Genomic DNA, 24179 nt, shown 5'->3' with positions numbered 1-24179 from the left:
TGCCCTTCGCGTCGCATTCACTCCGCCGGGAAAACCTCACCCGCAGCATGCACCAACCTCTCGCGCGCGGCTTCGCGCGGGTCGTAGGAAAGCACGCGCCGACCGATCCAGGGACCAACTCGCTTCTCGACGCCGTCCGCAAGGCTGAACCCTGCGGGCACGAGCAAGAGCGTGAGCAGCGTCGAAAGCGCAAGGCCGCCGATGACGACGATGCCCATGGGCGCGCGCCAGCCGGCATCGCCACCGATCGAGACAGCCGTGGGCACCATGCCCGCAATCATCGCCACCGTGGTCATCACGATCGGCTGGGCGCGCTTGTGACCTGCCTCGATGATCGCATCAAGCTTGGGGGTTCCCTTGGCCATTTCCTCGATCGCAAAGTCGATCAGCAGGATCGAGTTCTTGGCAACGATGCCGAAAAGCATGAGGACACCGATGAACACGGGAAGCGACAAGGCCTGCCCTGTCGCCAGCAAGAGCAGCAGACCACCCAGCGGCGCAAGGAACAACGAACCCATGTTGACCAAAGGCGAGATGAAGCGGCGATAGAGCAACACGAGCACGGAGAACACGAGCAACACACCGGCTGCCAGCGCGATCATGAAGTTGTAGAGCATCTCCTCCTGCCAGCGGTCTTCGCCAGCTGCCGCATTGGAGACCCCCTGAGGGAGATTCTTCATGATCGGCAGCGCCTTGATCGCAGCGTCGGCAGTGCCTTTGACCACGCCCGGGGGAAGGTCCGCACCAATGAAGACGCGGCGATTCTGGTTGTAACGCTGGATGCTTGTCGGGCCGGAACCGAAACCAATGGTGGCGACACGCGATAGGGGCACCGATCCACCCGATATCGTTGGCACCGGAAGGTTTTGCAACGTCGACAGATCGCGGCGCGACGCGACCGGCAGCTTCACCCGGATCGGCACTTGTCGATCAGACAACGAGAACTTGGCGCTATTCTGATCGATTTCGCCCTGTGTCGCGATGCGAATCACCTGACTCAATTCCTGCGTCGTCACCCCAAGGGAGGCGGCAAGATCGAGGTGCGGAGTGATGACGATTTCCGGTCGGCGAAGATCGGCGCTGATCCGCGGCGCGACAACTTGCTTGAGTTGGCTCATCTGCTCGACGAGTGTCTGCGCCGTCTTCTGCAGCAAGTCCGGATCCGACCCGGATAGCATGACACTGATGGCCCGACCGGAACCACCACCCGGGCCGCCGCCGTTCTGATTCATGAAGCTCACACGCGCATCGGCAACCTTCTGCAGGCGCGGGGTCAGTGCACGTTCGAACTCGATGCTCGACCGCTTGCGGTCACGCTTCAGTTCCATGAAAACGCGCCCGTTGCCCTCGTTGATGCGCTCAAGCGCAACATCGATTTCCGGCTCGTCCTTTACCAGCGCGAGCACCTCGTCGACCTTGCGTTCCGTCTGCTCGATTGTCGTGCCCGGCACCATCTCGATGGTGATGCGGCTGAAATCGCCGTCGGTCTCGGGAAAGAACTGCGACGGAATGACCATGAACAGCACGACGGTAAATGCGAGTGCCCCGGTGGCCACACCCATCATCCACAAGCGGTGGTCACGCAGCCGCGCGCGGAACCAGCGCCGCGGAAACCGTTCGCGGTAAGCGGTGACAGCCCGCGTATCGAGCGACCACTCCAGCACGCGCATGTAGCGCTGCATCCAGGGGCCATTGCCGTGCTCGGCTTGCCCGTGCGCCTTCAGGAAGTACGCCGCGATCATCGGCGTGATCATGCGCGCAACGAGCAACGAGAACAGCACGGCGATGACGACGGTGAGGCCGAAGTTCTTGAAGAACTGGCCGGAAACGCCGGGCATCAGCGCAACAGGCAGAAACACTGCCACGATCGAGAATGTCGTGGCGACCACAGCAAGGCCGATCTCGTCAGCAGCGTCGATCGCAGCCTGGTAGGCCGATTTGCCCATGCGCATATGCCGCACGATATTCTCGATCTCGACGATCGCATCGTCAACCAGCACGCCGGCCACAAGACCCAGTGCAAGCAAGGACATCGTGTTGAGGGTAAAGCCGATCAGGCTCATCAACCAGAACGTCGGGATCGAGGACAGCGGGATAGCAATCGCCGAGACGATCGTCGCCCGCCAGTCGCGCAGGAAGAAGAACACCACGATGACCGCCAGCACCGCACCTTCGACCATCGCAGACATCGAAGACTTGTACTGGTCCTTCGTGTAGCCAACGCTTGAGAACAGCTGGATGAAATGCACCCGGCCGTTCTGTTCCTTCTCGATCTTGCCGAGTTCCTTGACCGTCTCGTCGAACACGCTGACATCGGACTCGCCGCGCGCGCGGGCAATGCTGAAGGTCACCACCGGCTTGCCATTGTGTTTGGCGATCGAGGTGATCTCGCTGAAGCTGTCGCGCACATCGGCGACGTCGGAGAGGCGGATGGTGCGCCCGCCGGAGATGCCGACCTGGGTGCGGGACAGTTCGAACGCGCTTTCGGCATTGCCTAGCACGCGTACGGCCTGACGCGATCCGGCCACTTCGGCGCGGCCGCCCGCAGCGTTCAGATTGACCTGGCGGAGCGCGGCATTGATCTGGGTGGCCGTGACGCCCTGCGCCTTCATCCGCATGGGATCGAGTGTGACCGCAATCTCGCGGCTCACACCGCCGTTGCGCTCGACCTCTGCCATGCCGGGGACCGACAGCAGGCGCTTGCGCACGGAATCATCGATGAACCATGAGAGCTGCTCGATGGTCATGTCATCGGCAGACACCGCAAAATAGGCAATCGCGTCTGACGAAGTCTGCGCCTTGACCACCTGCGGCTCAAGAATGCCCTCAGGCAGATCGCCGCGAACCTGATCGACGGCGTTCTTGACCTCGTTCACCGCAGCATTGATGTCCGTGCCGATGGCGAACTGGACCATCGTCTGGCTCGAGCCCTCCGTCGCGGTCGACGTAAGAGTGTCGACCCCAGCGATCGTCCGCACCGCGGATTCGATGCGCTGGGTGATCTGGTTCTCGATTTCGGTCGGTGCTGCGCCTGGCTGAGCAATCGTGACGATGACCAGCGGAAACTCAATATCCGGCTGATCCTGCACTTTCATGCTCATGAACGCCACGATCCCGGCAAGGGTGAGGCCGAGGAACATCACGATCGGCACCACCGGGTTGCGGATCGACCAAGCGGAGATGTTACGGAAGTTCATGTGCGCAATTCCGTGGTCATGTGCCGGGACGGGCGGAGGGCGCTGCAGGGCTGGTCGTGACCGGGCGCACGACATCCCCGGGGTTGAGGAAACCGCCCGCACGCAGGACGACTCGCTCGTTTCCTGAAAGCCCATCGGCAACCACGATGCCGCGAGCCGTCACGTCGCCGGTCTTCACCGTGCGGCGAACCACCTTGTTGCCTTGGTCGACCACGTAGACAAACGGGCCCTGCTGGTCGGACAGGATAGCCGACTCCGGCAGGATTGGCGCGGTTACCGAACCGCTGCGGATCTGCGCACTCGCAAAACCGCCAGGCCGTAGCGCGCGGTCATACGCCAGGGCGATGCGTGCGATACCCTCGCGCGTCTGCGCGTCAATGGTGGGGGAGAGCTGCCAGATCTGGCCGATGAACGGCTTGGCCGTGCCGACCGGCGTCACCTCGGCCGATTGCCCGACCGCAAGCCGCGCCAGATCGTTTTCGGCCAGACGCGCCTGCATCTCGAACTGGCCATCCTTGGCAATCCGGAACAAAACACCGCTGCCGGGGCTGACAATCTGGCCAGGCTCGACACCGCGCGTGAGGACAAGCCCTGCTGCGGGGGCAATGATGTTGAGCCTCGCGCTGCTTGCACGAAGCTGGCCCAGTTCAGCCGAAGCAACGCGAACTTGGGCGACGGCCGCATCGCGCGTCGCCGTCAACCGGTCGACATCGGCCTTCGAAATAAACCCACGCTCGACCAGCTTGAGCGCCCGGTCGAGATTGGCCTGCGCGATGCGGGCATTGGCGCGTTGCACCTCGATGTTTGCGGCCTGTCCGGCAATCTGCTGGGCCTGCACCGAGCGATCGACAACGGCGAGGACCTGTCCGGCCTGCACCCAATCACCGGCATCGACCAGAACGCTTACGACACGGCCCCCTTCGCCAGCGATACCCACCGGCATCTCCCGCCGCGCGGCGATCGTGCCGCTGGCAGTGATCGATCCGGTGACGCTGGTCAGGCCAGGGGTGACGACGCTGACAGACTGTGCCTGCGCATTGCGCGCGGATGTCGCATCCGTCGCTGCCGGAGCCTTGTGCATCAAATACCAGCCGAGGCCGAGGACAACTGCAATGACAACGGCAACGATGCCCATGCGACGCCGACCGCCGCTGGCTGATCCCTGTTCGCCATCGCCGATGGCCGGCTCAATGGCCGGCTGCAGCCCGGATCTGATCGTCGCTTCGTAGTTCATCTCGTTCACGTGCCTTAGTCCCGGTCGGGCGCCGAACAGCCGAGGATGGGGGCCGATCCCCACCCTGGCGGAAGTGTGTTATATGACTATATCACTTCCCGCAAGCGCGGGGAGCCTCGCTGTGCCGCACGTTGCCCTTGTCTTAGCGCTGCATCCGACGAGTGACAATTGCGGCTCGACGAAGCGCATGAACAAATGAGTCCGGCGTGGCGGGGATGCAACCGCAAACTTGCTGAAATGGCAGCCTCTTCGGGCAGACAAAGGCAAATGGCCGCCCCGATTGCCGGGACGGCCATTGATCAGGGGCCCGCCGCGCCGGTCAGGCGCAAGGTATTCAAAACTTGAGCTGGCGCTCGTAGAGATCGCGATAATGCTGAATGCGCGTGACCCGGAGGCCCTGCATGCCGGAGCGGTCAACCGCACGCTGCCATGAGGCAAACTCCTCGAGGGTCAGGCCGTAGCGTTCGCAAACCTCATCGATCGTAAGCAAGCCACCATTAACGGCAGCAACGACCTCAGCCTTGCGGCGCACGACCCACCGGGTGGTCGAGGGCGGGGGGAGGCTGTCCAGCGTCAACGGCTCACCGAGGGGGCCAATGACTTGCGACGGCTTGATTTTCTGATTCTCGATCATGTCAATTCTCGTCTGGTCGACGTTGCGGGGCGTCTTCTGGAACTGGCCCCATTGTGCCGTTCACGTCATTTCCATTCGCTGAAGAGGAGGAGTTAACGGGCTCTTTAGCCTCCGCTTCAGCGCTCCTGAGCAACACCGCAGCTGATTCATGGAAGCTGAAGCCCTTCCCTCCGTTTGGTCCGGATGCGCCGCCATCCGAACCGGTGTTGCGGGCCGATACGATCCCGGGTGTCGAGCCGGGGAGCACACCACGCGTATCGTGGGCTGCCACAAGACGCGCACAGAGCTCGCTCCAGCCGAGCGGACGCAACCCGAGGTGCGAATCGCCCGGGGGTTGCGGCCATGAATCGGAAAATCTCATCTCCATGGCCGAGGCTTTATCCCACGGTCCTATAAAGGAGGGTAAAGCCGGCCTTCACCAAGAGTTAGGTTTTGAAGCTCGAGCCGCGACCGCACGGTTGCGCCTTTTTGGCCTGCCGCTGGCGCGAGAAAGGCCGTATGGGGCCGGAATGCAAAGCAAGTTGGATCCTGACGGAGCACGAGCGGCAGCCGGAAACGGGACCGGCCTTTTCACTGGGCTTGGGCTCAATGCGCGTGACGCCGCCAATCTTTTTTCACTACCCACGGGAAAAGGATCGCGGCGAATCGTCGTCGCCATGTCCGGGGGGGTCGATAGTTCGGTTGTCGCTGGACTGGCCGCCGCGAGCGGGGCCGAAGTGATCGGTGTGACCTTGCAGCTCTACGATTATGGCGCCGCCACCGGCCGCAAGGGCGCTTGCTGTGCGGGTGACGATATTCGCGACGCGCGCAATGTCGCAGACCGGTTGGGCATCGCGCATTATGTGTTCGATCATGAATCACGGTTTCGCGAGGATGTGGTCGAGCGGTTTGCTGACGACTATCTGGCCGGAAGAACGCCAATCCCCTGCATTCGCTGCAACATGGGTCCGAAGTTCACCGACCTGCTCACTATGGCACGCGATCTTGGCGCAGACTGCCTCGCCACTGGTCACTACGTGCAGCGCATCGAAACCGCGCAGGGGCCGGAACTCCATCGCGCAGTCGATCCTGCCCGCGATCAGTCCTACTTTCTCTATGGCACGACCGAGGCGCAGCTGGATTTCCTGCGCTTCCCGTTAGGCAGTCTGCCCAAGCCCGAGGTGCGCGCCATGGCATCAGCGCTGGGCCTCGGAGTGGCAACGAAGCCTGACAGCCAAGATATCTGCTTCGTGCCCGATGGCGACTATGCATCGATCGTCACAAAGATCAGGCCGGAGGGGTCTGCTCCTGGCGAGATCGTCCACGCCGGAACCGGCGCCGTGCTGGGCATGCACCGCGGTGTCATTCATTATACAGTCGGCCAGCGCCGCGGGCTCGAAATTGGCGGGCAGAGCGAACCGCTCTACGTGACAGGTCTGGACGCGCCAGCGCGGCGCGTGATGGTCGGACCAAAGACCATGCTGGCTGTAGGATCAGCGCGGCTGGGCGAGACAAATCGCATCGGCGCAATGCCCGGCGGGTCCTCGCTCACGGCAAAAGTCCGCTCGCTCGCCAAGCCGGTACCCGTCGAAGTCCTTGGCCCTCTCGGCGAGGGCGGTGCGTGTGAGATCCGTTTCCTGCAGCCGGAGTATGGTGTCGCACCCGGACAAGCTGCCGTGCTTTATGATGGCGAGCGCGTCGTTGGCGGTGGCTGGATCGAGGAGACGTCGCCTTGGGCCGGGGGCGATTAGGGTCTCAGTTGCCCCAAGGCTCCAGCACGCAGCCCCAGCCTTGACGATAGGTCGCGGTCTGGCTCGCGACGAGGGGAAAGCGCGCCGTCACGCTGCGCGCGGCGGTATCTTCGGAAAGGCTGATGATGTCCATGCCAGGCTCGAAGTCCTTGCGGCAATCGCCGATCGGCCGGCCGCCGACAAAGCGGCAGGAGCAGGCGACGCGTGCGCCATAAGCGGCACCAGTGATCGCGTAGCCGTGCAACTGGGGCCAGGCGAACACACCGCCGCCGACCAGGGTCCCGAGCACAACCAGGCTCCAGCGCATAAGCCGCCTGCGCGGCTGCGCGGGGGAAGAAGCGGTAGTGGGGGATGCAGCAGGTTTGGCCATTGCCTTGCGGGGTCGATCTGGAGAAAAGCTGGCCGCCTGATGGCCCGCCGTGTTCTTGCACTTATCGTCCCGCTGGCGCTTGTGCCAGCCCTGTTCGGCTGCAGTCCTGCCGCGCCGCCACCGACTCCACCCGTATCAGCCGAGGCGCTCAAGGCGGTATCGGCCAATCCCGGCGTACCGCGTGAAGAGCTGGCCCGCAGGGTCGATGCATTGTTCAGCGAGAAGGATGCGAGCGAGACCCGTGCAGTGATCGTCATGCAAGGCGGACGGGTGATCGCCGAACGGTACGCGCCCGGGTATCACGAGAACACGCGCTTCGTGAGCTGGTCGATGGCCAAGTCGATCACGGGCGTGATGATCGGCATGCTCATCTCGGATGGACGACTTCGCCTCGACGAGTCTGCCCCCATTCCTGCGTGGCAACGCCCGGGCGACCCGCGCGGTGAAATCACGCTGCGTCAGTTGCTGCAGATGCGGTCGGGACTGCGGCACGCCGAAGCCATCTCACCGCCTTGGAAATCGGACGAGGTGCGCATGCTGTTCCTCGACGGGCGCGATGCGATGGCGCGCTATGCCGAGGACCAGCCATTACAATACGAGCCGGGCCGCAAATGGGTTTATTCGAGCGCCACAAGCGTCATCCTTGCCGATCTCGCCGCACGCGTCCTGTCACCGGCCCCTGATCCTGAAAGCCGGCGCCGAGCCGTATCGGACTACCTGCGGACGCGCCTGTTCGATCCGGTCGGCATGCGCTCCATGCTGCCCGAGTTCGATGCATCGGGCACGCTGATCGGCGGCAGCCTGATCCATGGCACGGCGCGCGATTGGGGCCGCTTCGGCGAGTTCCTGCGCAACCGCGGAGCCGTTGCTGGCGCGCAACTGGTCCCGCGCCAATGGATTGATTTCATGGTGACGCCTTCCCCGCGCGAAGCGCAGTATGGTGCACAGATCTGGCTCAACCGGACGCCGACGACGGGCAGGCCAGCGCTGTTTCCGGAGCGTGGTCCGCGTGATCTGTTCGCCTGCCTCGGACACCTTGGCCAATACGTTCTGGTATCGCCTTCTCGGCAGCTGGTCGTCGTCCGGCTCGGCAAGACCCAAGAGGATCAGCTCGATCCGGTAACCGCGCGACTGGGCGAGCTGGTCGCGCTGTTTCCGGGAAACAGATAGAGCAAGTCAGCGCTTGATCGGCGCCCCCTGGACCAGAAGCGCAGGACTGGTCCCGTCGGTCGTCGGCGCGAGGAGATCATGCGTGCCCAGATCCGCTTCATCGACATGGCCGTCGGGATCGGGGTGAATGAGGATTTCCACACCGGGGAACGCATCGTGCAGCTTCTCTTCGATTTCGTCCATGACGCGGTGCGCTTCGGTTACTGTCATCCGGCCATCGACCCAGACATGAAACTGAACGAAATCGCGGTTGCCACTGGTGCGGGTGCGCAGATCGTGAAGACCCTTGAGCTCCGGATGCTGGGCAACGACTGCCAGAAAGCGCTCGCGCTTCTCGAGCGGCCACTCGTGATCCATCAATTGCTCGATCGCGGCTTGCGACGCGTTCCATGCTCCCCAGCCAAGCCAGAGCGCAATGCCAAACGCAAACAAGGCATCCGCGCCGGCAAGGCCGAGCCAGTGATCCAGCATCAGCGCTGCAATGACAGCGAGATTGAGCACCAGATCCGAAGCATAGTGAAGGTTGTCGGTTGCAATGGCGAGGCTGCCCGTCGTCCGGATCACGCGGCGCTGATATCCGAGCAGGAGGAACGTCGCTGCAATCGCCACAAGCGACACCAGCATACCGGCTTCCGCATCGGCGGGGCGTCCGCCGCCGAGGAGCTCCTCCACCGCACGCCAGGCAAGGCCCAGCGCAGACAGCGAGATCAACACGACCTGGAACATGGCGGTTAGCGCCTCGGCCTTGCCGTGGCCGAAACGGTGGTTTGCATCGGCTGGCTGCGCGCCGATCCAGACTCCTAGCAATGTGGCGAGACTGGCGACCAGATCCAGCGCGGTATCGGCAAGACTGCCAAGCATTGCTGTCGAGCCGGTCGTGATCACCGCATAGCTCTTCATTGCCAGCAACAGCGCCGCGACAGCGATGCTGGCATAGGCAGCGCGGCGATTGAGCTCGCCGTGGTCAGGGCTGCTGGTCATGTCCATCGCGATACCTCCCTACCCCTCAGGGATAGAGCAGTGAGCTGGTCCATTCGGCGCCAGCTGCGCGCGTGAATCGGCGGCGCTCGTGGAGGCGATAGGCGCGGTCTTGCCAGAACTCGATGGCATGGGGTGTCACGCAGTAGCCCGACCAGTGCGCCGGGCGCGGGACCGATCCATCCGGATACTGTGCGCGCAAAGCCTCGACCCGCGCCATGTAGACCTCTCGCGAAGGCAGTTCGCGCGATTGATCCGAGGCGGCGGATCCAAGGCGCGATTCCGGATGACGACTGGCGAAGTAGGCGTCTGCCTCAGCCGGTGTGACTTCCTTGATCGTGCCCTCGATCCGCACCTGACGGCGGAGGCTTTTCCAGTGAAACAACAGCGCGACCTGAGGGTTTGCTGCCAGTTCTCCGCCCTTGCGGCTTTCGAAATTGGTGTAGAACACAAAGCCATCGGGTCCATGCCCCTTCAGCAGGACCATGCGCACAGAGGGCGCCGCGGCAGGCGTCGCGGTCGCGAGCGCCATGGCATTCGGGTCGTTGGGTTCGCTGGCCGTCGCTTCGGCAAACCAAGCCTCGAAAATGGCGAAGGGGTCAGACCCTGGGATAGCTTCTTCGGTGGTATCGGCGGGCACAGCTCGGGTCCTGTCCATTCCTGATCGCGAGTATTCACGCACCTTCGCCCTAGCTTAGCCGCGCCTGAGTGCAAAGCGAGCCTTGCGGGTAGGCAGTCGTGACCCTAGCTAGAGGGCATGGCTGATCCATATTCCATTCTTGGCGTGCCGCGCACTGCAAGCGAGAAGGACATCAAGTCCGCGTATCGCACGCTGGCAAAGGAACTGCACCCCGATCGCAATGCGGGAAAGCCGAACGCTGCCGAGCGCTTCGCCGAAGTAACGCGGGCCTATGATCTGCTTTCCGACAAGGACAAGCGCGCCCGGTTCGACCGCGGAGAGATCGATGCTGACGGCAACCCGGCCGGCCCCTTCGGCTTCGGTGGCGGAGGTGGCGGTGGATTTGCAGGAGCGCAGCGCGGCTATCGCCATGATGGTTTTGAAGGATTTGGCGGGCCAGGCAGCGAGGGCATTGACCTGGGCGACATCTTCGAAGGCCTGTTTGGCGGGCGCGGCGGAATGGGATCAGGCCCAGGCGCAGGCGCGCGCCGTCGTCCAGCCCCGCGCGGCGCTAACGTCACTTACACCCTGAAGGTTCCTTTCAATGAGGCGGCTCGCCGCGAACCGCAACGGATTACCCTGGCCGATGGCAAGACCATCGATATCAAGCTGCCACCCGGCCTGGTCGATGGGCAGCAGGTCCGCCTGGGCGGCAAGGGTGAGCAAGGTCCCGGCGGCTTCGGCGATGCCATCGTTACCATCGAGATTCAGGCCAGCCCGTATTTCGAGCGGGATGGCGACAACATCCTGCTTGAGGTGCCGATAAGTCTCGACGAGGCGGTAGAGGGCGCTAAGGTCCGTATTCCTACGGTTGAAGGCCCGGTAATGATGACAATTGCGCCGGGAAGCACCAGCGGCAAAACGCTCCGACTCAAAGGCCGCGGCTTCACGCGCAAGAATGGCGAACGTGGGGACCAGCTGGTGACATTGCTCGTCGATATCCCCGCCGAGGATGCAGATCTCAAGACACGCCTCGAGGGGTGGCGTGACAGCCGCGACTTGCGCGCCAGGTTTGCAGTCTAGCGCTATGAATGGCGACGCCACTGCGCGGACGCCCCCAGGCACCGCCGAACCCAGCCAGCCGGTGGCAGACCTTTCTCCGGAAGCACGGCGCCGCGCGGCGCTAACAACGAGCACGGACCCAGCGGGCACAAGCACGAAGCGTTCGCCCCGTCTCCGCGCACGGGAAGTGCTCCGCAGGGTGTGGGCAGGGGTCATCTATGACGGCACGATCCACGCAGGCAATTTCGCCTACATGGTGCTCATCGCCCTGTTCCCCTTCTTCATCACCGGCGCCGCGCTGTTCTCGCTGGTCGGCGAGGCCAACGATCGGAATGCGGCAATTAACACTGTCCTGATGGCCATGCCGCCGGTGGTTGCGAACTTCCTCTCGCCCGTGGCTCATACCGTGATCGAGGCGCGGACGGGCGGATTGCTTTGGATCGGCGGGCTCGTGGGCCTGTGGACGGTAGGCAGTCTGATGGAGACGATCCGGGACATCCTGCGCCGGGCGTACGGGACTGGGCTCGTCTACGCCTTCTGGCGCTACCGCCTGATGTCAACAGGGCTCATCATTGCGTCGATCATCCTGATCCTCATCTCGATCGCGGCGCAGGTGCTTATCGGAACTGTGCTCGAGACGGTGACGACCTTTCTGCCAAGAGCAACGGATCTGATCGACACGCTGGCGCTTTCCCGCGTGATCCCCGCACTCATCTTGTTCGGTTCGCTATGGCTGCTCTTCATCTCGCTGACGCCAGGTGCGTACAGTGCCCGGATCTACCCGAAGTGGCCAGGCGCCCTCTTCGTCACGCTTTGGTGGCTGGCAGTCACCACGATCCTTCCCAAGCTTCTGCGCAACCTGTTCGTCTATGATCTGACGTACGGCAGTCTGGCGGGTGTGATGATCACGCTTTTCTTTTTTTGGCTGATTGGCCTAGGGATGGTCGTAGGAGCCGAACTCAATGCTGCCCTGGCCGAAACGCCGGAAGAGCGGAATCCAGTTGGGCTGGCCGACAACCGGGCCCGCGCCGCAAAAGCCGGCACGGCCGTGCAGACGCAACAGGACGAGTGAAGCAAGGGGTCGCATGACAGGACTTATGGAAGGAAAGCGCGGCCTGATCATGGGCCTCGCCAATGACAAGTCGCTTGCGTGGGGGATCGCCCGCAAGCTGCGCGAACAGGGTGCTGAACTGGCCTTTTCCTATCAGGGTGACGCGCTCGAGAAGCGCGTGCGCCCGCTGGCTGCCAGCCTCGACAGCGATTTCCTGATCGAATGCGACGTCTCGGACATGGCGGCGCTCGATACAGCGTTCGACACGCTTGCCGCGCGCTGGCCGACGATCGATTTCGTCGTTCACGCCATCGGTTTTTCGGACAAGTCCGAACTGCGAGGCAAGTACATGGACACCTCGCTCGATAACTTCCTGATGACCATGAACATCTCGGTGTACAGCATGGTGGCTGTCACCCGGCGCGCGGCAGCGATGATGCCGCAGGTCGAGAACGAGCACGGCAACCTGACAGGCGGCGGCTCAATCCTGACGCTCACCTATTACGGTGCCGAGAAGGTCGTTCCGCACTACAACGTCATGGGTGTCGCAAAGGCCGCGCTGGAGGCCAGCGTGCGGTATCTTGCCAACGACTGTGGCCCGCAAGGCATTCGCGTCAACGCACTCTCCGCCGGGCCGATCAAGACGCTCGCGGCAAGCGGCATCGGGGACTTCCGCTACATCCTCAAGTGGAACGAACTCAATTCGCCGTTGCGGCGCAATGTTACGATCGACGACGTGGGCGGAGCGGGTCTCTACCTGTTGTCCGACCTGTCTTCGGGCGTGACGGGCGAAGTGCATCACGTCGATTCGGGCTACCATACCGTGGGCATGAAGCAGGAAGATGCGCCCGACATCGCGCTAGGCTGACGGGATAGGCGATACTCAGGGCTGGGGCGGGGCGACCAGAGGCGTGGTCGGCGAAGACGTAGCGGGCGTTGCCGTCGTAGCCGGCTCGCCATCCCGCTCGCGCTTCAGCTTCGCCTCGTATTCCTTTTCCAGCACTTCAACGCGGGCCTGTTCGGCGGCCGTATCGGCATCGATCGTCTTGAGCCGCTTGGCGCGCTCTTCTTCGATGAGCTTGCCGAACTGTACATCACTGCCCTGCTTCTTTTCGGCATAAGCGCTGTTGATCAGCTGTGACATGCAACCTGTGGCGCCTCCAGCGCCAACGGGCGAGCAGGAATTGACGCCGAACGCACCGACCGTCTCGTAGGCCTTCACACGCTGGGTCCATCCCTGATTGACGGAAGCATTGGGGTTGTCGCGAAGCGGTTTGGGAATGCGGAATCGCTCGGATTCATCCTTGCGGGCGCAAACCGTGATCGATCCATCGGTCGAAGCCGGGCAGGGATCATCCCCGTAAACGATCAGCTGGTTGATCTTTTCGGTCGGATTGTCCTGCAGCTGCGCGATCGCCGGCAGCGGCATTCCCAGAAGCGCGATCAGGGCCAAAGCGGGGGCAAGGGCAGCGGCAGAATGGCGCGTCATCGCAGGGTGGCTCCAACTGAGGGTCATACCAGCCGGTATAAGGCCTGTATGGCGTGAACGATAGCTGAAGTCCGACCCTTGCGGTGGATCAGGGGCTGCACGTTCAAAGGCGTTTCGACACCGCGATCGCCGCCCGGCAGCCCATGCGAATCGCATTGAACAGCAGCGGATAGGCCGGAGCGCGCTCGGCCCCGGAGGCAAGCGCGGTATCCCTGTGTTCGCGTTCGTCGTCGCGAAATTCGCGGATCATCGAGGAAAGCTCGGGATCGTCGTCACCGAGCTGTTCGAGCTGCGCTGTGTAGTGGCGGTCAATCTCGGTTTCGATCGCTGCCGTGCAGGCCATTGCCGCTTCGGGACCGATGAGCGCTGTCGCTGCGCCAAGCGCAAATCCCGCTGCAGACCAGAGCGGTTGCAGCGCAGTGGGACGCACGCCGCGCTTCACGAGCAAGGCATCGAAACGTTCTCGGTGTGCGGCTTCCTGCTGCGCCATAGTCGCGATCTCGCCCGAGATCGCTGTCCGGTCACCCATCACGGCAAGCTGCCCGGCGTAGATGCGAATCGCCCCGAACTCACCCGCCTGATTCACCCGCACCATTGCTTCGCGTGTTTCAGTCATCATGAGTTCCCTTGTTGCGGCGGCCCAGGAGCGCAAGGATCAGGAGCGCACTGGACGCTGAAATCAGGAAGTTGAAGCCTGCGAGGCTCACCCCGTGGAGTGTCCAGGCCGGCGTATCACACCGGATCAGCGGCGCGTTCATGATCGACGCAAGCGGGTCATTTCCAAGGCTGGTCGATGAGCACGCGGTCGGCCCTTGCCACCAGCCATACTCGACACCGGCATGGAACGCACCAATCACGCCGCTGACACCGATGGCCAGTGCAGCCAGCAGAACCAAAGCTGCGCCCAGCCGCGTTCCGCGCACCGCGAATGCGGCGATGGCAAACGCTATTGCGACAAAGTGAGGATAACGCTGCCACCAGCACATATCGCAGGGTGCAAGTCCAAAGCCGTATTGCGCGACGTAGACTGCCAGGATCAGCGTCCCCGGCACTACCAACGCCGCAAGGTACGCAGCCTGCAGGGCGCCTGTCATCGTCTTCGCCATGGGATCACCGCTTGCGCGAGGCGAGCGCCTGAGGGGCAGTCCGCCCCAGCGTTTGCAGAGCGTAGTAAAGCTGGAAGTCGTCGATGCCCTTGGTCTTCAGCTCCTCGGGAGTCATCTTGAAGCGCGGGTCCTGGACCTTGTCGCGCTCGAGGTCCTTGTCATCCTTGATCTCGTTGATCAGATGGCCGCGCAGGTCGCTCTCGCGATAGAAGCGGAGCGCGCGCTTGCGAAGATCAGGGTCGGAGATCTGCGGCACGGCAATATCTGGATCGATCCCGCCTTCCTGGACCGATCGGCCGGACGGCGTATAGTAGCGCGCTGTGGTAAGCTTGAGCGCGGTATCACGCGTAAGCGGCATAAGCGTCTGCACACTGCCCTTGCCAAAGCTGCGCTGGCCCATCAGCACCGCGCGATGCTGGTCCTGCAAGGCACCGGCGACGATCTCGGATGCCGAGGCAGAACCCTCGTTGATCAGGACAACCATCGGGATGCCTTTTGCAATGTCGCCCGAGGTCATGGATTCGGCATTGTAGGTCTCGTTGTCGCGGGCATAGCGGCCGCGCTGCGAAACGATCACGCCATGATCCAGGAACAGGTCGGAAAGCGCGACGGCCTGATCGAGCAAGCCGCCCGGATTGCCGCGCAGGTCGAGCACCAGCCCTGCGATCCTGCCATTGGTCTTTGCCTTGACCTGCTTGAACGCGTCGAGCACTTCGCTGCCGACATTGGCACTGAAGCTTGAGACCGAGATCACGCCGATGTTGTTCTCGACCTTCCAGTCCACCGGCTTGAGCTCGATGATTTGCCGTGTGATCTTGACCTCGATCGGTTCATCACGGCCGGTCCGGAACAGGGTGAGCCCGATCGACGTGCCCGGAGGTCCGCGCATCTGATCAACCGCCTCATCAAGCGTGCCGCCGTAGATCAGCTTGCCGTTGATGTGGGTGATGTAGTCTCCGGCCTTGACGCCTGCGGCATCTGCAGGACTGCCCTTCGTGGGCGCGATCACCTTGACCGCGCCATCATCCATGGTGACCGAAAGGCCCAGCCCGCCATAGGAACCGTCTGTCTGCGTGCGAAGGTTTTCGAAATCCCGGGCATCAAGATATGAACTGTGCGGATCGAGCGCTGCCAGCATGCCATTGATCGCGCCCTTGATCAGCTTGTCGTCATCGACTGGCTCGACATAGCTCGTCTTGATGCGTTCGTAGACCGCCATCAGCTTGCCGAACTCCGGCCCGGACCGCGCGTCCACCGCGGCAAGGCCGGCCGTCGTCGCCGGAATGAACGCAACAGCGCTGACAAGTGCAGCGGCACGCAGCAGGGGAACGAACTTGAACGCCATGATCGTCTTTCGGCAGAGAGTGCAGGGCCTTGGCCCTGCTTCTATAGAGCCGGGAGCATTAACGCCAGATGCGCCGGGGCCACGCCAAAAGGGCAATCAGCGGCCAACAAATGCCAGCGGATTGACCGGCACTCCATCCTTGCGCAACTCGATCGTCACCGTGGGGCGTCCGGGCCCGGCGAGGCCGATTGGCGATCCTTGCACCACCTTTGCAGCAACAGAGACGTCGAGGCGCCCAAGATTGGTGATCAGCGACGTCCAGCCGCTGTCATGATCGATGATGACAATCCGACCGAAGCCCCGATAATCGCCGGCAAACGCAATCCTGCCGGCTGCCGGTGCGACCACCTGCGCGCCCGCTGCAGGCGCCAGGGTCACGCCGATTGAGCGCGTGGCGCCGGTCGCGTCGCCAAACCCGCTGACGATGCGGCCATTGACCGGCATGATCCATGAAAGACTTTCACCCGCGGGCCGCGCCGGTGCTCGTTCGTCGAGAACGAGCATGGAACTGGGCCGATCGGGCCGAGGAACAGGCCCCGGCAAGGCAGCAAGCTGGCTGCGCAGCGTGCCGTCGGACTGCAACCGTTCCATGAGGGCCGCGATATCGCGCGTCTCCTCCGCAAGTGCCAAGGCCCGGTCAGCTTCGCGGCTGGCAATGCCTTGCGCGCTGCGAGAGGCAATCCGCTGGCGACTCTCGACGGCGACGAGTTGCTGGCGCCGCACCGTAAGCACTTCTTCGCTTGCCTTGAGGTTCGCCGCCGCGCGCCGTGCCCGGTCCTGCAACTGGCGACCGCGGACGATTTCCGAGCGTAGTCCAGCGGTACGGCGCTGAACCTCGGGGAGCATCGTCTCGAGGATGGCGCGCAGGTAGACCGTCTCACGCAGCGTATCAGCGCGCATGAGACTGAAGACGAGCGGACGGCGGGACATCAGTTGCATGGCAGCAGTCAGACGCACCACGGGTTCCTGACGGACAGCGATTCGCAGCCTCAAGGCAGCCCGCTGGCGATCAATCTCCCGCACGCGGGCCTGCGCGAGCGCGATCTCGGCCTCCGACTGCTGGATTCGCGCGGCGACCGCAGCCGCCTCACTGGCGGTACGGTCGGCTGCGGCTGTGGCACGCCGGGCCGCTTCCTCGAGCACATCGCCGCGCTGGCGAGCCTCGGCCAGAGCCCGCGATGCCGCGCGCAGCGCATCGCCGGCCGCATCTGCGGACTCAAAAGGTGCGTCCTGCGCCACAGCTTGCCAGGTGGCCGCGCATACCAGCGCCAAAGCGGTGGCGATGAATGCAGAGCGTGACGTCACAACGCTAGCCATCGCGATGGTACGGGTGACCGGAGAGGATGCTTGTGGCCCTCCAGAGTTGCTCAGCAAGCATGGCCCGGGCAAGCATGTGCGGCCATGTAGCCGCACCAAACGCGAGGAGAAGGTCCGCTTCACCGCGCTGTGCCGCATCGTGTCCATCCGCAGCACCGATGAGGAAGCGCACTTCGCGCACGCCATCATCGCGCCATCGGCCCAGCAGGGCGGCGAATGCCGTTGATTTCAGATGTTCACCGCGCTCATCCAGCGCCACAGTGCGCACGGGCGTGGCTGCAGGGGCCGGGATCGTGCCGCCACGATCGGGCAGCTCGGTGACCTTGAAGCCCCATGTTATCCGCCGCGCATAGCGGTCAACCAGCTCGGCTTCGGGCGAGCGGCCAATCTTTCCACGGGCGATCACGTGCAACAGCATGCTCAAGCCCTAGCCCAGAACGGCGGCGCAATGAATCCCCGCTCGCCCGGACCTGTGGAGCACATTTGCCAGCGTCAGGCTGCGCCCTGGTCTCCAAAGGCCCACATGCGCTCAAGATTGTAGAAGCTGCGCACTTCCGGCCGGAACAAGTGGACAACAATGTCGCCCGCATCGATGAGGACCCAGTCTGCTGCGGGCAGGCCTTCGATCCGGACATGTCCGAAACCGCCTTGCTTGATGCGTTCGGCAAGCTTTTGCGCCATGGCGGCAACCTGCCGGGTTGAGCGGCCGGACGCGATCACCATGTGATCTGCCACCGAACTCTTGCCCTCAAGCGGGATCGTCACAACGTCCTGAGCCTGATCATCGTCAAGCGAGCGAAGGACCAGCTCTAGCACGGACCCGGGCGCTGCGGCCAGAGATCCGGTTGCAGAACCGGAGGTGATGCCGGCATCGACCGGCAGGGACTGTAGACTGGTCATGGGTGTGTAGATGGTCTCCATGGCTGACGGTTCAATGACTCCGGTTTGAAGAACGTTGGCCGGTGCATTGCGGCCGACAAAAAAGCCAAGGCAGGCCAACGCTCAACGCGTCGTCGCCTCAGGTGCAGTCACGATGGCCCGGTGGGTCAGCATATCACGCTGATACAGGGATTCTGCGCGGCGATGCCATTCAGGATCAGCCGCACGGATCGCCGTTGCTGATCGGGCATCGGGGTCAAAGCGCAAGATGATCAGCGCCGGGGCGCTCCGCTTCGCGCCAATAAAATCCTGACTGTGCCGCCGGCGCCAGCGGCGCAGCCATGCCATGGCGGGGCTCGCCATCGCAGGTGCATCATAGCCCGGACGAGCCACAACAGCAATCGGCATCTCGCGCGCGACCAGGCGCCAGCCCCGCCAGCGGTGGAACTGCGCCAGATTATCGGCGCCCATCAGCCACACAAATCGCCGCCGTGGATACCGGCGCTTCAATTTGCGAAGCGTGTCCAGGGTATAGCGTGTACCAAGCTCTCTCTCGATCGCCGTGACCCGGATCGGAGCGCGGCGCGCAACCTTGCGAGCCGAAGCAAAGCGGGCTTGGAGTGGCGCCATGCCAGCGGCAGGCTTGAGCACGTTTCCAGGCGACACGAGCCACCACACTTCATCGAGCCCAAAAGCGCCGAGGGCAAAAAGGCTGATCCGACGATGCGCACCGTGCGCCGGATTGAAGCTGCCGCCCAGCAGACCGGTAAGCACGGGTTTCAGGGTCGGATCTGACCGGAGCCGAGCACTAGCCACTTGTAAGTGGTGAGTCCTTCCAACGCGACCGGTCCGCGAGCGTGAAGCCGCCCAGTGGCGATGCCGATTTCCGCACCCAAACCAAACTCTCCGCCATCGGCGAACTGGCTTGAGGCATTGTGCATCACGATCGCGCTGTCGACTTCTGAAAGGAAGCGCGCTGCGGCGTCATCGTCATCGGTGACGATGGCGTCGGTATGGCCCGAAGCATGGCGCGCGATATGCTCAAGCGCGCCGTCAAGGCCATCGACCACGGCCACGGAGAGAACGGCATCGAGATACTCGGTGTCCCAGTCGGCCGAATCAGCTGGTTTGATCCGGCGATCGATCGCACAGGCCCGGGCATCTCCGCGCAATTCGCAGCCAGACCCCAGCAGCGGCGCGACAAGCCCATGGGGATCAGGGAATTGCGCGTCTACCAGCAGCGTCTCCATGGCCCCGCAAATACCCGTTCGGCGCATCTTGGCATTGAGCGCAATATCCCGCGCCATGGCAGGATCTGCAGACCTGTCGATATAGGTGTGGTTGATCCCGTCCAGATGCGCAAGCACGGGCACGCGCGCATCTGCCTGAACCCGGGCCACAAGGCTCTTGCCGCCGCGCGGGACGATCATGTCGATCAATCCACCAGCCGCGAGCATGGCGCCGACGGCGGCGCGGTCCTGGGTCGGCACCAATTGCACGACTTCGGCGGGTACTCCGCCTTCGACCAGGCCTTCAACCAGCGCGGCGTGGATCGCCCGATTCGATCGGGCCGCCTCACTGCCGCCCCGCAACAGAGCTGCGTTGCCTGAGCGAACGCAGAGCGCAGCGGCATCGGCGGTGACATTGGGACGGCTTTCGTAAATGATGCCGATCAGGCCGATCGGGACACGCACCCGGCGCAGCACAATGCCATTGGGGCGCCGACTTTCGTCCATGATCCGGCCGACAGGATCGTCAAGTATGGCTACCTGTTCCAAAGCCGCAGCCATCGCCTCGATCCGCGCCTCATCAAGGCGCAGCCTGTCCACCATGGCAGCCGAGAGCCCAGCCGCGACGCCGTCGGCAACATCCTGACCATTGGCTTCCAGAATTGTCGGCGCCGCACGCCGAAGCGCCGCTGCACCAAGCTGCAGCGCTTCTGCCCGCCGCGAAGACGGCATAATGGCAAGCGAACGTTGCGCCGCGCGTCCGGCGCGCGCGAGCCTGAAGACAAGGGCCGACGCATCGATAACTTCCCCGCCTTGGGGATCAGAAGCGACAGCAGGAGAAGCGGATACGAGTGCGTTCATGGCGCGCCCTTACCACCACGGGACAAGCCTGTCAGCCCGAATGGATTTGCGAGCCCAGCGCCCCGCCGAGTCGCTAATACTTGGCGGTTTACCTTGGCCATAACTGGCGATGTGATGGGGCAATTCGCGATCTTCATCCCTTGATGGTCACGCTTCATCGACACAAATGCACGACTCATCCTGCTCCGCGCCCTGCCGATTCGACCAGCACGAGGGGTACGACTAAGCGGCTCGCTCCCGCGTGACGATAAAGCAACGCATAGGGACGGGGGTCGCTATCTTACCTGCAACAACTCGGGCCAAGGCGAAGCCGCCTGCGCAAGGTGGTGAGCCGCAGTCGCGCTGGCAAACTCTGAATGAGCGCGTCCGCAACTGGTTCCCCGACCGTGAATTCTTCATGCGCTCCAACGGGCATGTCCGTTTCATTCGCGTTTCGGCGCGAATGCAGATGCGTGTGGCGGGCGCAGTCGCTGGCGCCGTTCTGCTCTGGGTTCTGATGATGGGCTGGATGGTCATTAGCCAAGCCATCGCCGTTTATAATCAGGCTTCATTGCTGGAACGCGAGGCTGCCGTCGCAACGGCCGAAAGCAGAGTGGCGAAATATCGATCGGGTATTGGCTCTGTCGCGAGCGATCTGGCGAAGCGCCAGGATTTCATCGAAAAAAGCGTGCAGGGCGCGATCGGGCCGCTCCCGAAGACACTGCCGACGGGGACAGTTTCTGATAGCACCGAGGAAGCAAGCAAAACCGTACGCAAGATCTCGATGATCCTGCCCGAAGCGACCGGCCTCGCGCAGATCGAGAAGCGGCAGCTTGCGTTCATCGAGGCACTGACCCGCTATGCCGATGCGCGATCGGCCCGCGCAGAGTTGGCGATGCAACGTCTTGGCTTGAATCCGCGCCTTGTGGCGGCATCAAACCGAAACGCGATGGGCGGCCCCCTGATTCCCATGTTCACGGGCCCCGGCAACAGTCTTGATCCACGGTTTGCCCGTTTTGGTGCCAGTCTCGCCCGCATGAGCGCGATGGAACAGGCGCTGGTCCGCATTCCGAACACGCTTCCAGCCAGTCTTGATTATATCTCGAGCGGGTTCGGCTACCGTGTCGACCCGTTTACGGGCGGCGGCGCATTCCATGCCGGACTGGATTTCCGCGGTCCGATCGGTGCGCCCATCCTCGCTGCGGCAACTGGCACGGTGAGCTTCACCGGTATGAAGCAGGGTTATGGCAACTGTGTGGAAATCACCCATGGCAATGGTTTGCTGACCCGCTACGCGCACATGTCGCGGATCCTCGCCCGCGTTGGGCAGGTCGTCGAGCCGGGCCGGATCATCGGCGCGATCGGCAGTAGTGGTCGCTCAACCGGACCTCATTTGCATTTTGAAGTGCGGATCGCCGACCGTCCGGTAGATCCGCGACCGTTTCTGGAGGCGATGCCGCATGTTTTCCAAAAAGCCAGTACCGGGAACGGACATGATCTCCCGGACGGCCGGGCAGGCTAACGCTATGGCCGCGCCAACCTTTTCCGTGCTCGGGGCCGATCTTGCCGTGAAGGGTGACATTACCGCCAGCGCGGAATTGCACATCGATGGCCATATCGAAGGCGACATCACGTGCTCGGGCCTTGTGCAAGGCGAAGCGAGCGCAATCCATGGCGCCATTCGCGCACAGACCGCTCGGCTGGCCGGGACGGTGCGCGGCGGCATCGAGGTGAGCCAGCTTGTGGTACTCAAGACCGCCCGCATTCACGGCGATGTAAAGTACGATGTTCTGACGATCGAGCAGGGCGCCCATATCGACGGTCGTCTCAGCCACGGCCTAGAGCCCGTCGATAGCAATACGCTTTTGGATTTAGCTAGCTAGAAAAGAAAACCCCTCTCGCGAGAGAGGGGTTTTGAGAAGGCCAAGGCCTTCGTGTGACAGCAACTGCTGACAGCCGATCAGCTGTCGGAAAGGCCTTCTGCCCGCCGCGCCTCAAGCCATGCGGCTGCTTCGGCTTCCTGCGCAGCCTGCGATGCGGCCTTGGCCTGGGCTTCGCGTTCGGCACGCAGCTCCTCGATCAGCGCTTCGCGGTCACTGCCCAGACGCAGATTGCTTGCCGTATCGTCTTCCTCGATCCCGGCCCGCTTTGCCGCCTTTGCTACCAATGCATCCAGTTCACGCTGAGAGCAGAGACCGAGCGTAACCGGGTCCTTCGGGTTGATGTTGGAGATATTCCAATGGCTGCGATCCCGGATCGCCGCAATAGTATTGCGCGTCGTGCCGATCAGCTTGCCGATCTGAGCATCCGATATCTCTGGATGATGGCGCAGAATCCAGGCGATGCCGTCGGGCTTGTCCTGCCGCTTGGATACCGGCGTGTATCTCGGGCCCTTTGTTCGGCTTACCGCGATCGGCGCCTTCTGCATCCGCAGCCGATACTCGGGATTGGCCTGCCCGCGCTCAATCTCGCTCTGAGTGAGTTCACCCGAATGGACCGGATCACGGCCGGTGTATTTGGCACCGGCCAGATCGTCGGCCATGGCCTGTACCTCGAGGATGTGCAGGCCGCAGAATTCGGCAATCTGCTCGAAGGTCAGTGCGGTGTTGTCGACAAGCCACGATGCCGTGGCATGAGGCATCAGCGGAAAGGTTGACTGGTTGCTCAAGGGGAGCCCCTCCGGACAGCGGAAACAATAAGGGCCGCCCCTTGCGGAGCGGCCATCGTGCCTGCGATGTAGGCGACGGGGCTGCCTACGGCAAGCCCATTACCTACGATTCGCGTACCAGAGTGGCTCTGTGCCTCATGGATTGGCCGCAAGCACAATCTTGCCGATGTGCGCCCCGGCTTCCATCCGCGCATGCGCAGCTGCCGCCTCATCAAGCGGAATGGCCCTGTCCATCACCGGCCGAAGCAGCCCTTCGGCAACCAGCGGCCACACGGTCTTGTGGATCTCGTCGGCAAGCAAGCTTTTGAATTCATTTGATCTAGGTCGCAGCGTTGAGCCAGTAAGCGTCAATCTGCGCCGCATGACTTCGGCCATGTTGAGCTCGGCCCGGACACCGCCCTGGACTGCGATGGTCACGTGACGTCCGTCTTCCGCAAGACACTTCAGATTTCGAGCCACGTAATCGCCGGCAACCATGTCGAGCACAAGATGCACACCGGCGCCCTCAGTGATTCGCGCCACTTCCTCGACAAAATCGGTGGCTTTGTAGTCGATGGCATGAGCCGCACCGAGCGCGAGGGCCGCGGCGCACTTGTCTGGCCCGCCGCATGTCACGATCACCTCAAGGCCGAAGAGCTTGCCAAGCAGAATTGCCATGGTGCCGATTCCGCTGGTGCCACCATGCACCAGCACACGTTCGCCCTCAGTCGCCCAACCGCGTTCGAACACATTGTGCCAGACCGTAAACAGCGTCTCCGGCAACGCCGCCGCCTGATCAAGCGGCAAACCTTCCGGCACAGGCAGGCATAGCGCAGCCTCGGCCACGCAGTACTCGGCATATCCGCCACCAGCGACAAGCGCACACACCATCTGGCCAACGAAAGGCGTCGTAACGCCAGCACCCGTCGCGACTATCTGGCCCGAAATCTCGAGGCCGGGAATGGGGGAAGCACCTGGCGGTGGCGGATAGAATCCTTGCCTCTGGATGACGTCGGGGCGGTTGACGCCAGCATATGCGACACGGACAAGGACCTGACCGGGGCCGGGCGCCGGGACGGGCATGGTTTCCGGCCGAAGCACATCAGGCGCACCGGGCGAATCAAATCCCACGGCGATCATCGTCGCTGGTACCGGCTTCATGCCATGCCCCCTGATCCGATGCGGCCGCGTGGTATCAGTTCGCGCCGCGAGTTGGTTAACAGTTAGCTGCGCCAAGTACCTACGGAGCCGGTTGACAGCAAGGCTCATGCGGTCACAAAGT

General features: G+C 63.1%; 24 protein-coding genes. 7 read left to right on the top strand and 17 right to left on the bottom strand.

Annotation, left to right across the window (positions count from 1 at the left end; genetic code table 11):
• Positions 1-17: 17 nt before the first annotated feature.
• The 3 genes from Q0082_RS10335 to Q0082_RS10325 all read right to left on the bottom strand — a co-directional run bounded on the left by Q0082_RS10335 (position 18) and on the right by Q0082_RS10325 (position 5065).
• Positions 18-3197 carry an efflux RND transporter permease subunit gene (locus Q0082_RS10335; protein ID WP_298192179.1) on the bottom strand — a complete coding sequence of 1060 codons (3180 nt, stop codon included), beginning with the start codon at positions 3195-3197 and terminating at the stop codon, positions 18-20.
• Between the two features lie 16 nt (positions 3198-3213).
• Positions 3214-4431, bottom strand: coding sequence for an efflux RND transporter periplasmic adaptor subunit (locus Q0082_RS10330; protein ID WP_298192220.1), 1218 nt, complete (start codon positions 4429-4431; stop codon positions 3214-3216).
• Positions 4432-4765: 334 nt separating this feature from the next.
• Positions 4766-5065, bottom strand: coding sequence for a DUF1153 domain-containing protein (locus Q0082_RS10325; protein WP_292939764.1), 300 nt, complete (start codon positions 5063-5065; stop codon positions 4766-4768).
• A gap of 521 nt (positions 5066-5586) precedes the next feature.
• Here Q0082_RS10325 and mnmA point away from each other — a divergent pair.
• On the top strand, positions 5587-6795 hold the full coding sequence (mnmA, locus tag Q0082_RS10320; protein WP_298192219.1) for a tRNA 2-thiouridine(34) synthase MnmA: 1209 nt from the start codon (positions 5587-5589) through the stop codon (positions 6793-6795).
• Positions 6796-6799: 4 nt separating this feature from the next.
• Here mnmA and Q0082_RS10315 read toward each other — a convergent pair whose 3' ends face one another.
• Positions 6800-7084 carry a hypothetical protein gene (locus Q0082_RS10315; protein ID WP_298192176.1) on the bottom strand — a complete coding sequence of 95 codons (285 nt, stop codon included), beginning with the start codon at positions 7082-7084 and terminating at the stop codon, positions 6800-6802.
• Between the two features lie 120 nt (positions 7085-7204).
• Between Q0082_RS10315 and Q0082_RS10310 the strand changes: the two genes are divergently transcribed.
• Positions 7205-8335, top strand: coding sequence for a serine hydrolase (locus Q0082_RS10310; RefSeq protein ID WP_298192174.1), 1131 nt, complete (start codon positions 7205-7207; stop codon positions 8333-8335).
• 6 nt (positions 8336-8341) lie between these two features.
• On the opposite strand, the gene Q0082_RS10305 is transcribed toward Q0082_RS10310, so the two are convergent.
• A complete protein-coding gene (locus Q0082_RS10305) occupies positions 8342-9322 on the bottom strand; it encodes a cation diffusion facilitator family transporter (RefSeq protein WP_298192172.1) in 981 nt (326 codons plus the stop codon).
• Positions 9323-9341: 19 nt separating this feature from the next.
• Positions 9342-9971 (bottom strand): pyridoxamine 5'-phosphate oxidase, encoded by a 630-nt coding sequence (pdxH, locus tag Q0082_RS10300; RefSeq protein ID WP_298192170.1) that lies wholly within the window; start codon positions 9969-9971, stop codon positions 9342-9344.
• A gap of 99 nt (positions 9972-10070) precedes the next feature.
• Here pdxH and Q0082_RS10295 point away from each other — a divergent pair, with 99 nt between their 5' ends.
• The 3 genes from Q0082_RS10295 (at position 10071) to fabI (ending at position 12913) form a co-directional block, all read left to right on the top strand.
• Positions 10071-11015, top strand: coding sequence for a DnaJ C-terminal domain-containing protein (locus tag Q0082_RS10295; RefSeq protein ID WP_298192168.1), 945 nt, complete (start codon positions 10071-10073; stop codon positions 11013-11015).
• 178 nt (positions 11016-11193) lie between these two features.
• A complete protein-coding gene (locus Q0082_RS10290; protein WP_366522545.1) occupies positions 11194-12066 on the top strand; it encodes a YhjD/YihY/BrkB family envelope integrity protein in 873 nt (290 codons plus the stop codon).
• Between the two features lie 13 nt (positions 12067-12079).
• Positions 12080-12913, top strand: coding sequence for an enoyl-ACP reductase FabI (gene fabI, locus Q0082_RS10285; protein WP_298192166.1), 834 nt, complete (start codon positions 12080-12082; stop codon positions 12911-12913).
• A gap of 15 nt (positions 12914-12928) precedes the next feature.
• Here the strand turns inward: fabI and Q0082_RS10280 are convergent, their stop codons facing one another.
• From Q0082_RS10280 to Q0082_RS10240, 9 genes are all read right to left on the bottom strand, one after another.
• The gene (locus Q0082_RS10280) at positions 12929-13474 is read right to left on the bottom strand and encodes a hypothetical protein (protein WP_298192215.1); all 546 of its coding nucleotides are present in this window, start codon (positions 13472-13474) and stop codon (positions 12929-12931) included.
• Between the two features lie 163 nt (positions 13475-13637).
• The gene (locus Q0082_RS10275) at positions 13638-14153 is read right to left on the bottom strand and encodes a demethoxyubiquinone hydroxylase family protein (protein WP_298192164.1); all 516 of its coding nucleotides are present in this window, start codon (positions 14151-14153) and stop codon (positions 13638-13640) included.
• Positions 14143-14640: a disulfide bond formation protein B gene (locus tag Q0082_RS10270; protein WP_298192161.1), complete on the bottom strand. Its 498-nt coding sequence runs from the start codon at positions 14638-14640 to the stop codon at positions 14143-14145. The genes Q0082_RS10275 and Q0082_RS10270 overlap by 11 nt, the downstream gene beginning before the upstream one ends.
• Before the next feature lie 4 nt (positions 14641-14644).
• Positions 14645-15985 carry a S41 family peptidase gene (locus Q0082_RS10265; RefSeq protein ID WP_298192160.1) on the bottom strand — a complete coding sequence of 447 codons (1341 nt, stop codon included), beginning with the start codon at positions 15983-15985 and terminating at the stop codon, positions 14645-14647.
• A gap of 96 nt (positions 15986-16081) precedes the next feature.
• Complete coding sequence (locus Q0082_RS10260; RefSeq protein WP_298192157.1) at positions 16082-17302, bottom strand: peptidoglycan DD-metalloendopeptidase family protein; 1221 nt, start codon at positions 17300-17302, stop codon at positions 16082-16084.
• On the bottom strand, positions 17295-17720 hold the full coding sequence (locus Q0082_RS10255; protein WP_298192213.1) for a 23S rRNA (pseudouridine(1915)-N(3))-methyltransferase RlmH: 426 nt from the start codon (positions 17718-17720) through the stop codon (positions 17295-17297). Before Q0082_RS10255 ends, Q0082_RS10260 begins: the two co-directional genes overlap by 8 nt.
• A 74-nt stretch (positions 17721-17794) precedes the next feature.
• Entirely contained in the window at positions 17795-18202 is a 408-nt protein-coding gene (gene rsfS / locus Q0082_RS10250) for a ribosome silencing factor (protein WP_298192211.1), read from the bottom strand.
• A 102-nt stretch (positions 18203-18304) separates the two neighbouring features.
• Positions 18305-18964 (bottom strand): nicotinate-nucleotide adenylyltransferase, encoded by a 660-nt coding sequence (locus Q0082_RS10245; RefSeq protein ID WP_298192209.1) that lies wholly within the window; start codon positions 18962-18964, stop codon positions 18305-18307.
• Entirely contained in the window at positions 18961-20271 is a 1311-nt protein-coding gene (locus Q0082_RS10240) for a glutamate-5-semialdehyde dehydrogenase (RefSeq protein ID WP_298192156.1), read from the bottom strand. Before Q0082_RS10240 ends, Q0082_RS10245 begins: the two co-directional genes overlap by 4 nt.
• 241 nt (positions 20272-20512) lie before the next feature.
• On the opposite strand from Q0082_RS10240, the gene Q0082_RS10235 reads away from it, so the two are divergent.
• Together Q0082_RS10235 and Q0082_RS10230 are read left to right on the top strand one after the other, a co-directional pair.
• Complete coding sequence (locus Q0082_RS10235; RefSeq protein ID WP_366522543.1) at positions 20513-21772, top strand: peptidoglycan DD-metalloendopeptidase family protein; 1260 nt, start codon at positions 20513-20515, stop codon at positions 21770-21772.
• Complete coding sequence (locus tag Q0082_RS10230; protein ID WP_298192154.1) at positions 21744-22133, top strand: polymer-forming cytoskeletal protein; 390 nt, start codon at positions 21744-21746, stop codon at positions 22131-22133. Before Q0082_RS10235 ends, Q0082_RS10230 begins: the two co-directional genes overlap by 29 nt.
• A gap of 77 nt (positions 22134-22210) precedes the next feature.
• Here the strand turns inward: Q0082_RS10230 and Q0082_RS10225 are convergent, their stop codons facing one another.
• Both Q0082_RS10225 and Q0082_RS10220 read right to left on the bottom strand, forming a co-directional pair.
• On the bottom strand, positions 22211-22918 hold the full coding sequence (locus Q0082_RS10225; protein WP_298192152.1) for a DUF1013 domain-containing protein: 708 nt from the start codon (positions 22916-22918) through the stop codon (positions 22211-22213).
• A 135-nt stretch (positions 22919-23053) separates the two neighbouring features.
• The gene (locus tag Q0082_RS10220; protein ID WP_298192206.1) at positions 23054-24058 is read right to left on the bottom strand and encodes an NAD(P)H-quinone oxidoreductase; all 1005 of its coding nucleotides are present in this window, start codon (positions 24056-24058) and stop codon (positions 23054-23056) included.
• Positions 24059-24179 lie beyond the last annotated feature (121 nt).

It is taken from the genome of Novosphingobium sp. (genome assembly GCF_027489515.1).
Taxonomy (GTDB): domain Bacteria; phylum Pseudomonadota; class Alphaproteobacteria; order Sphingomonadales; family Sphingomonadaceae; genus Novosphingobium.
The sequence above is the reverse complement of the archived record's forward strand: the minus strand, read 5'-3'. Positions and strand labels throughout refer to the sequence as shown.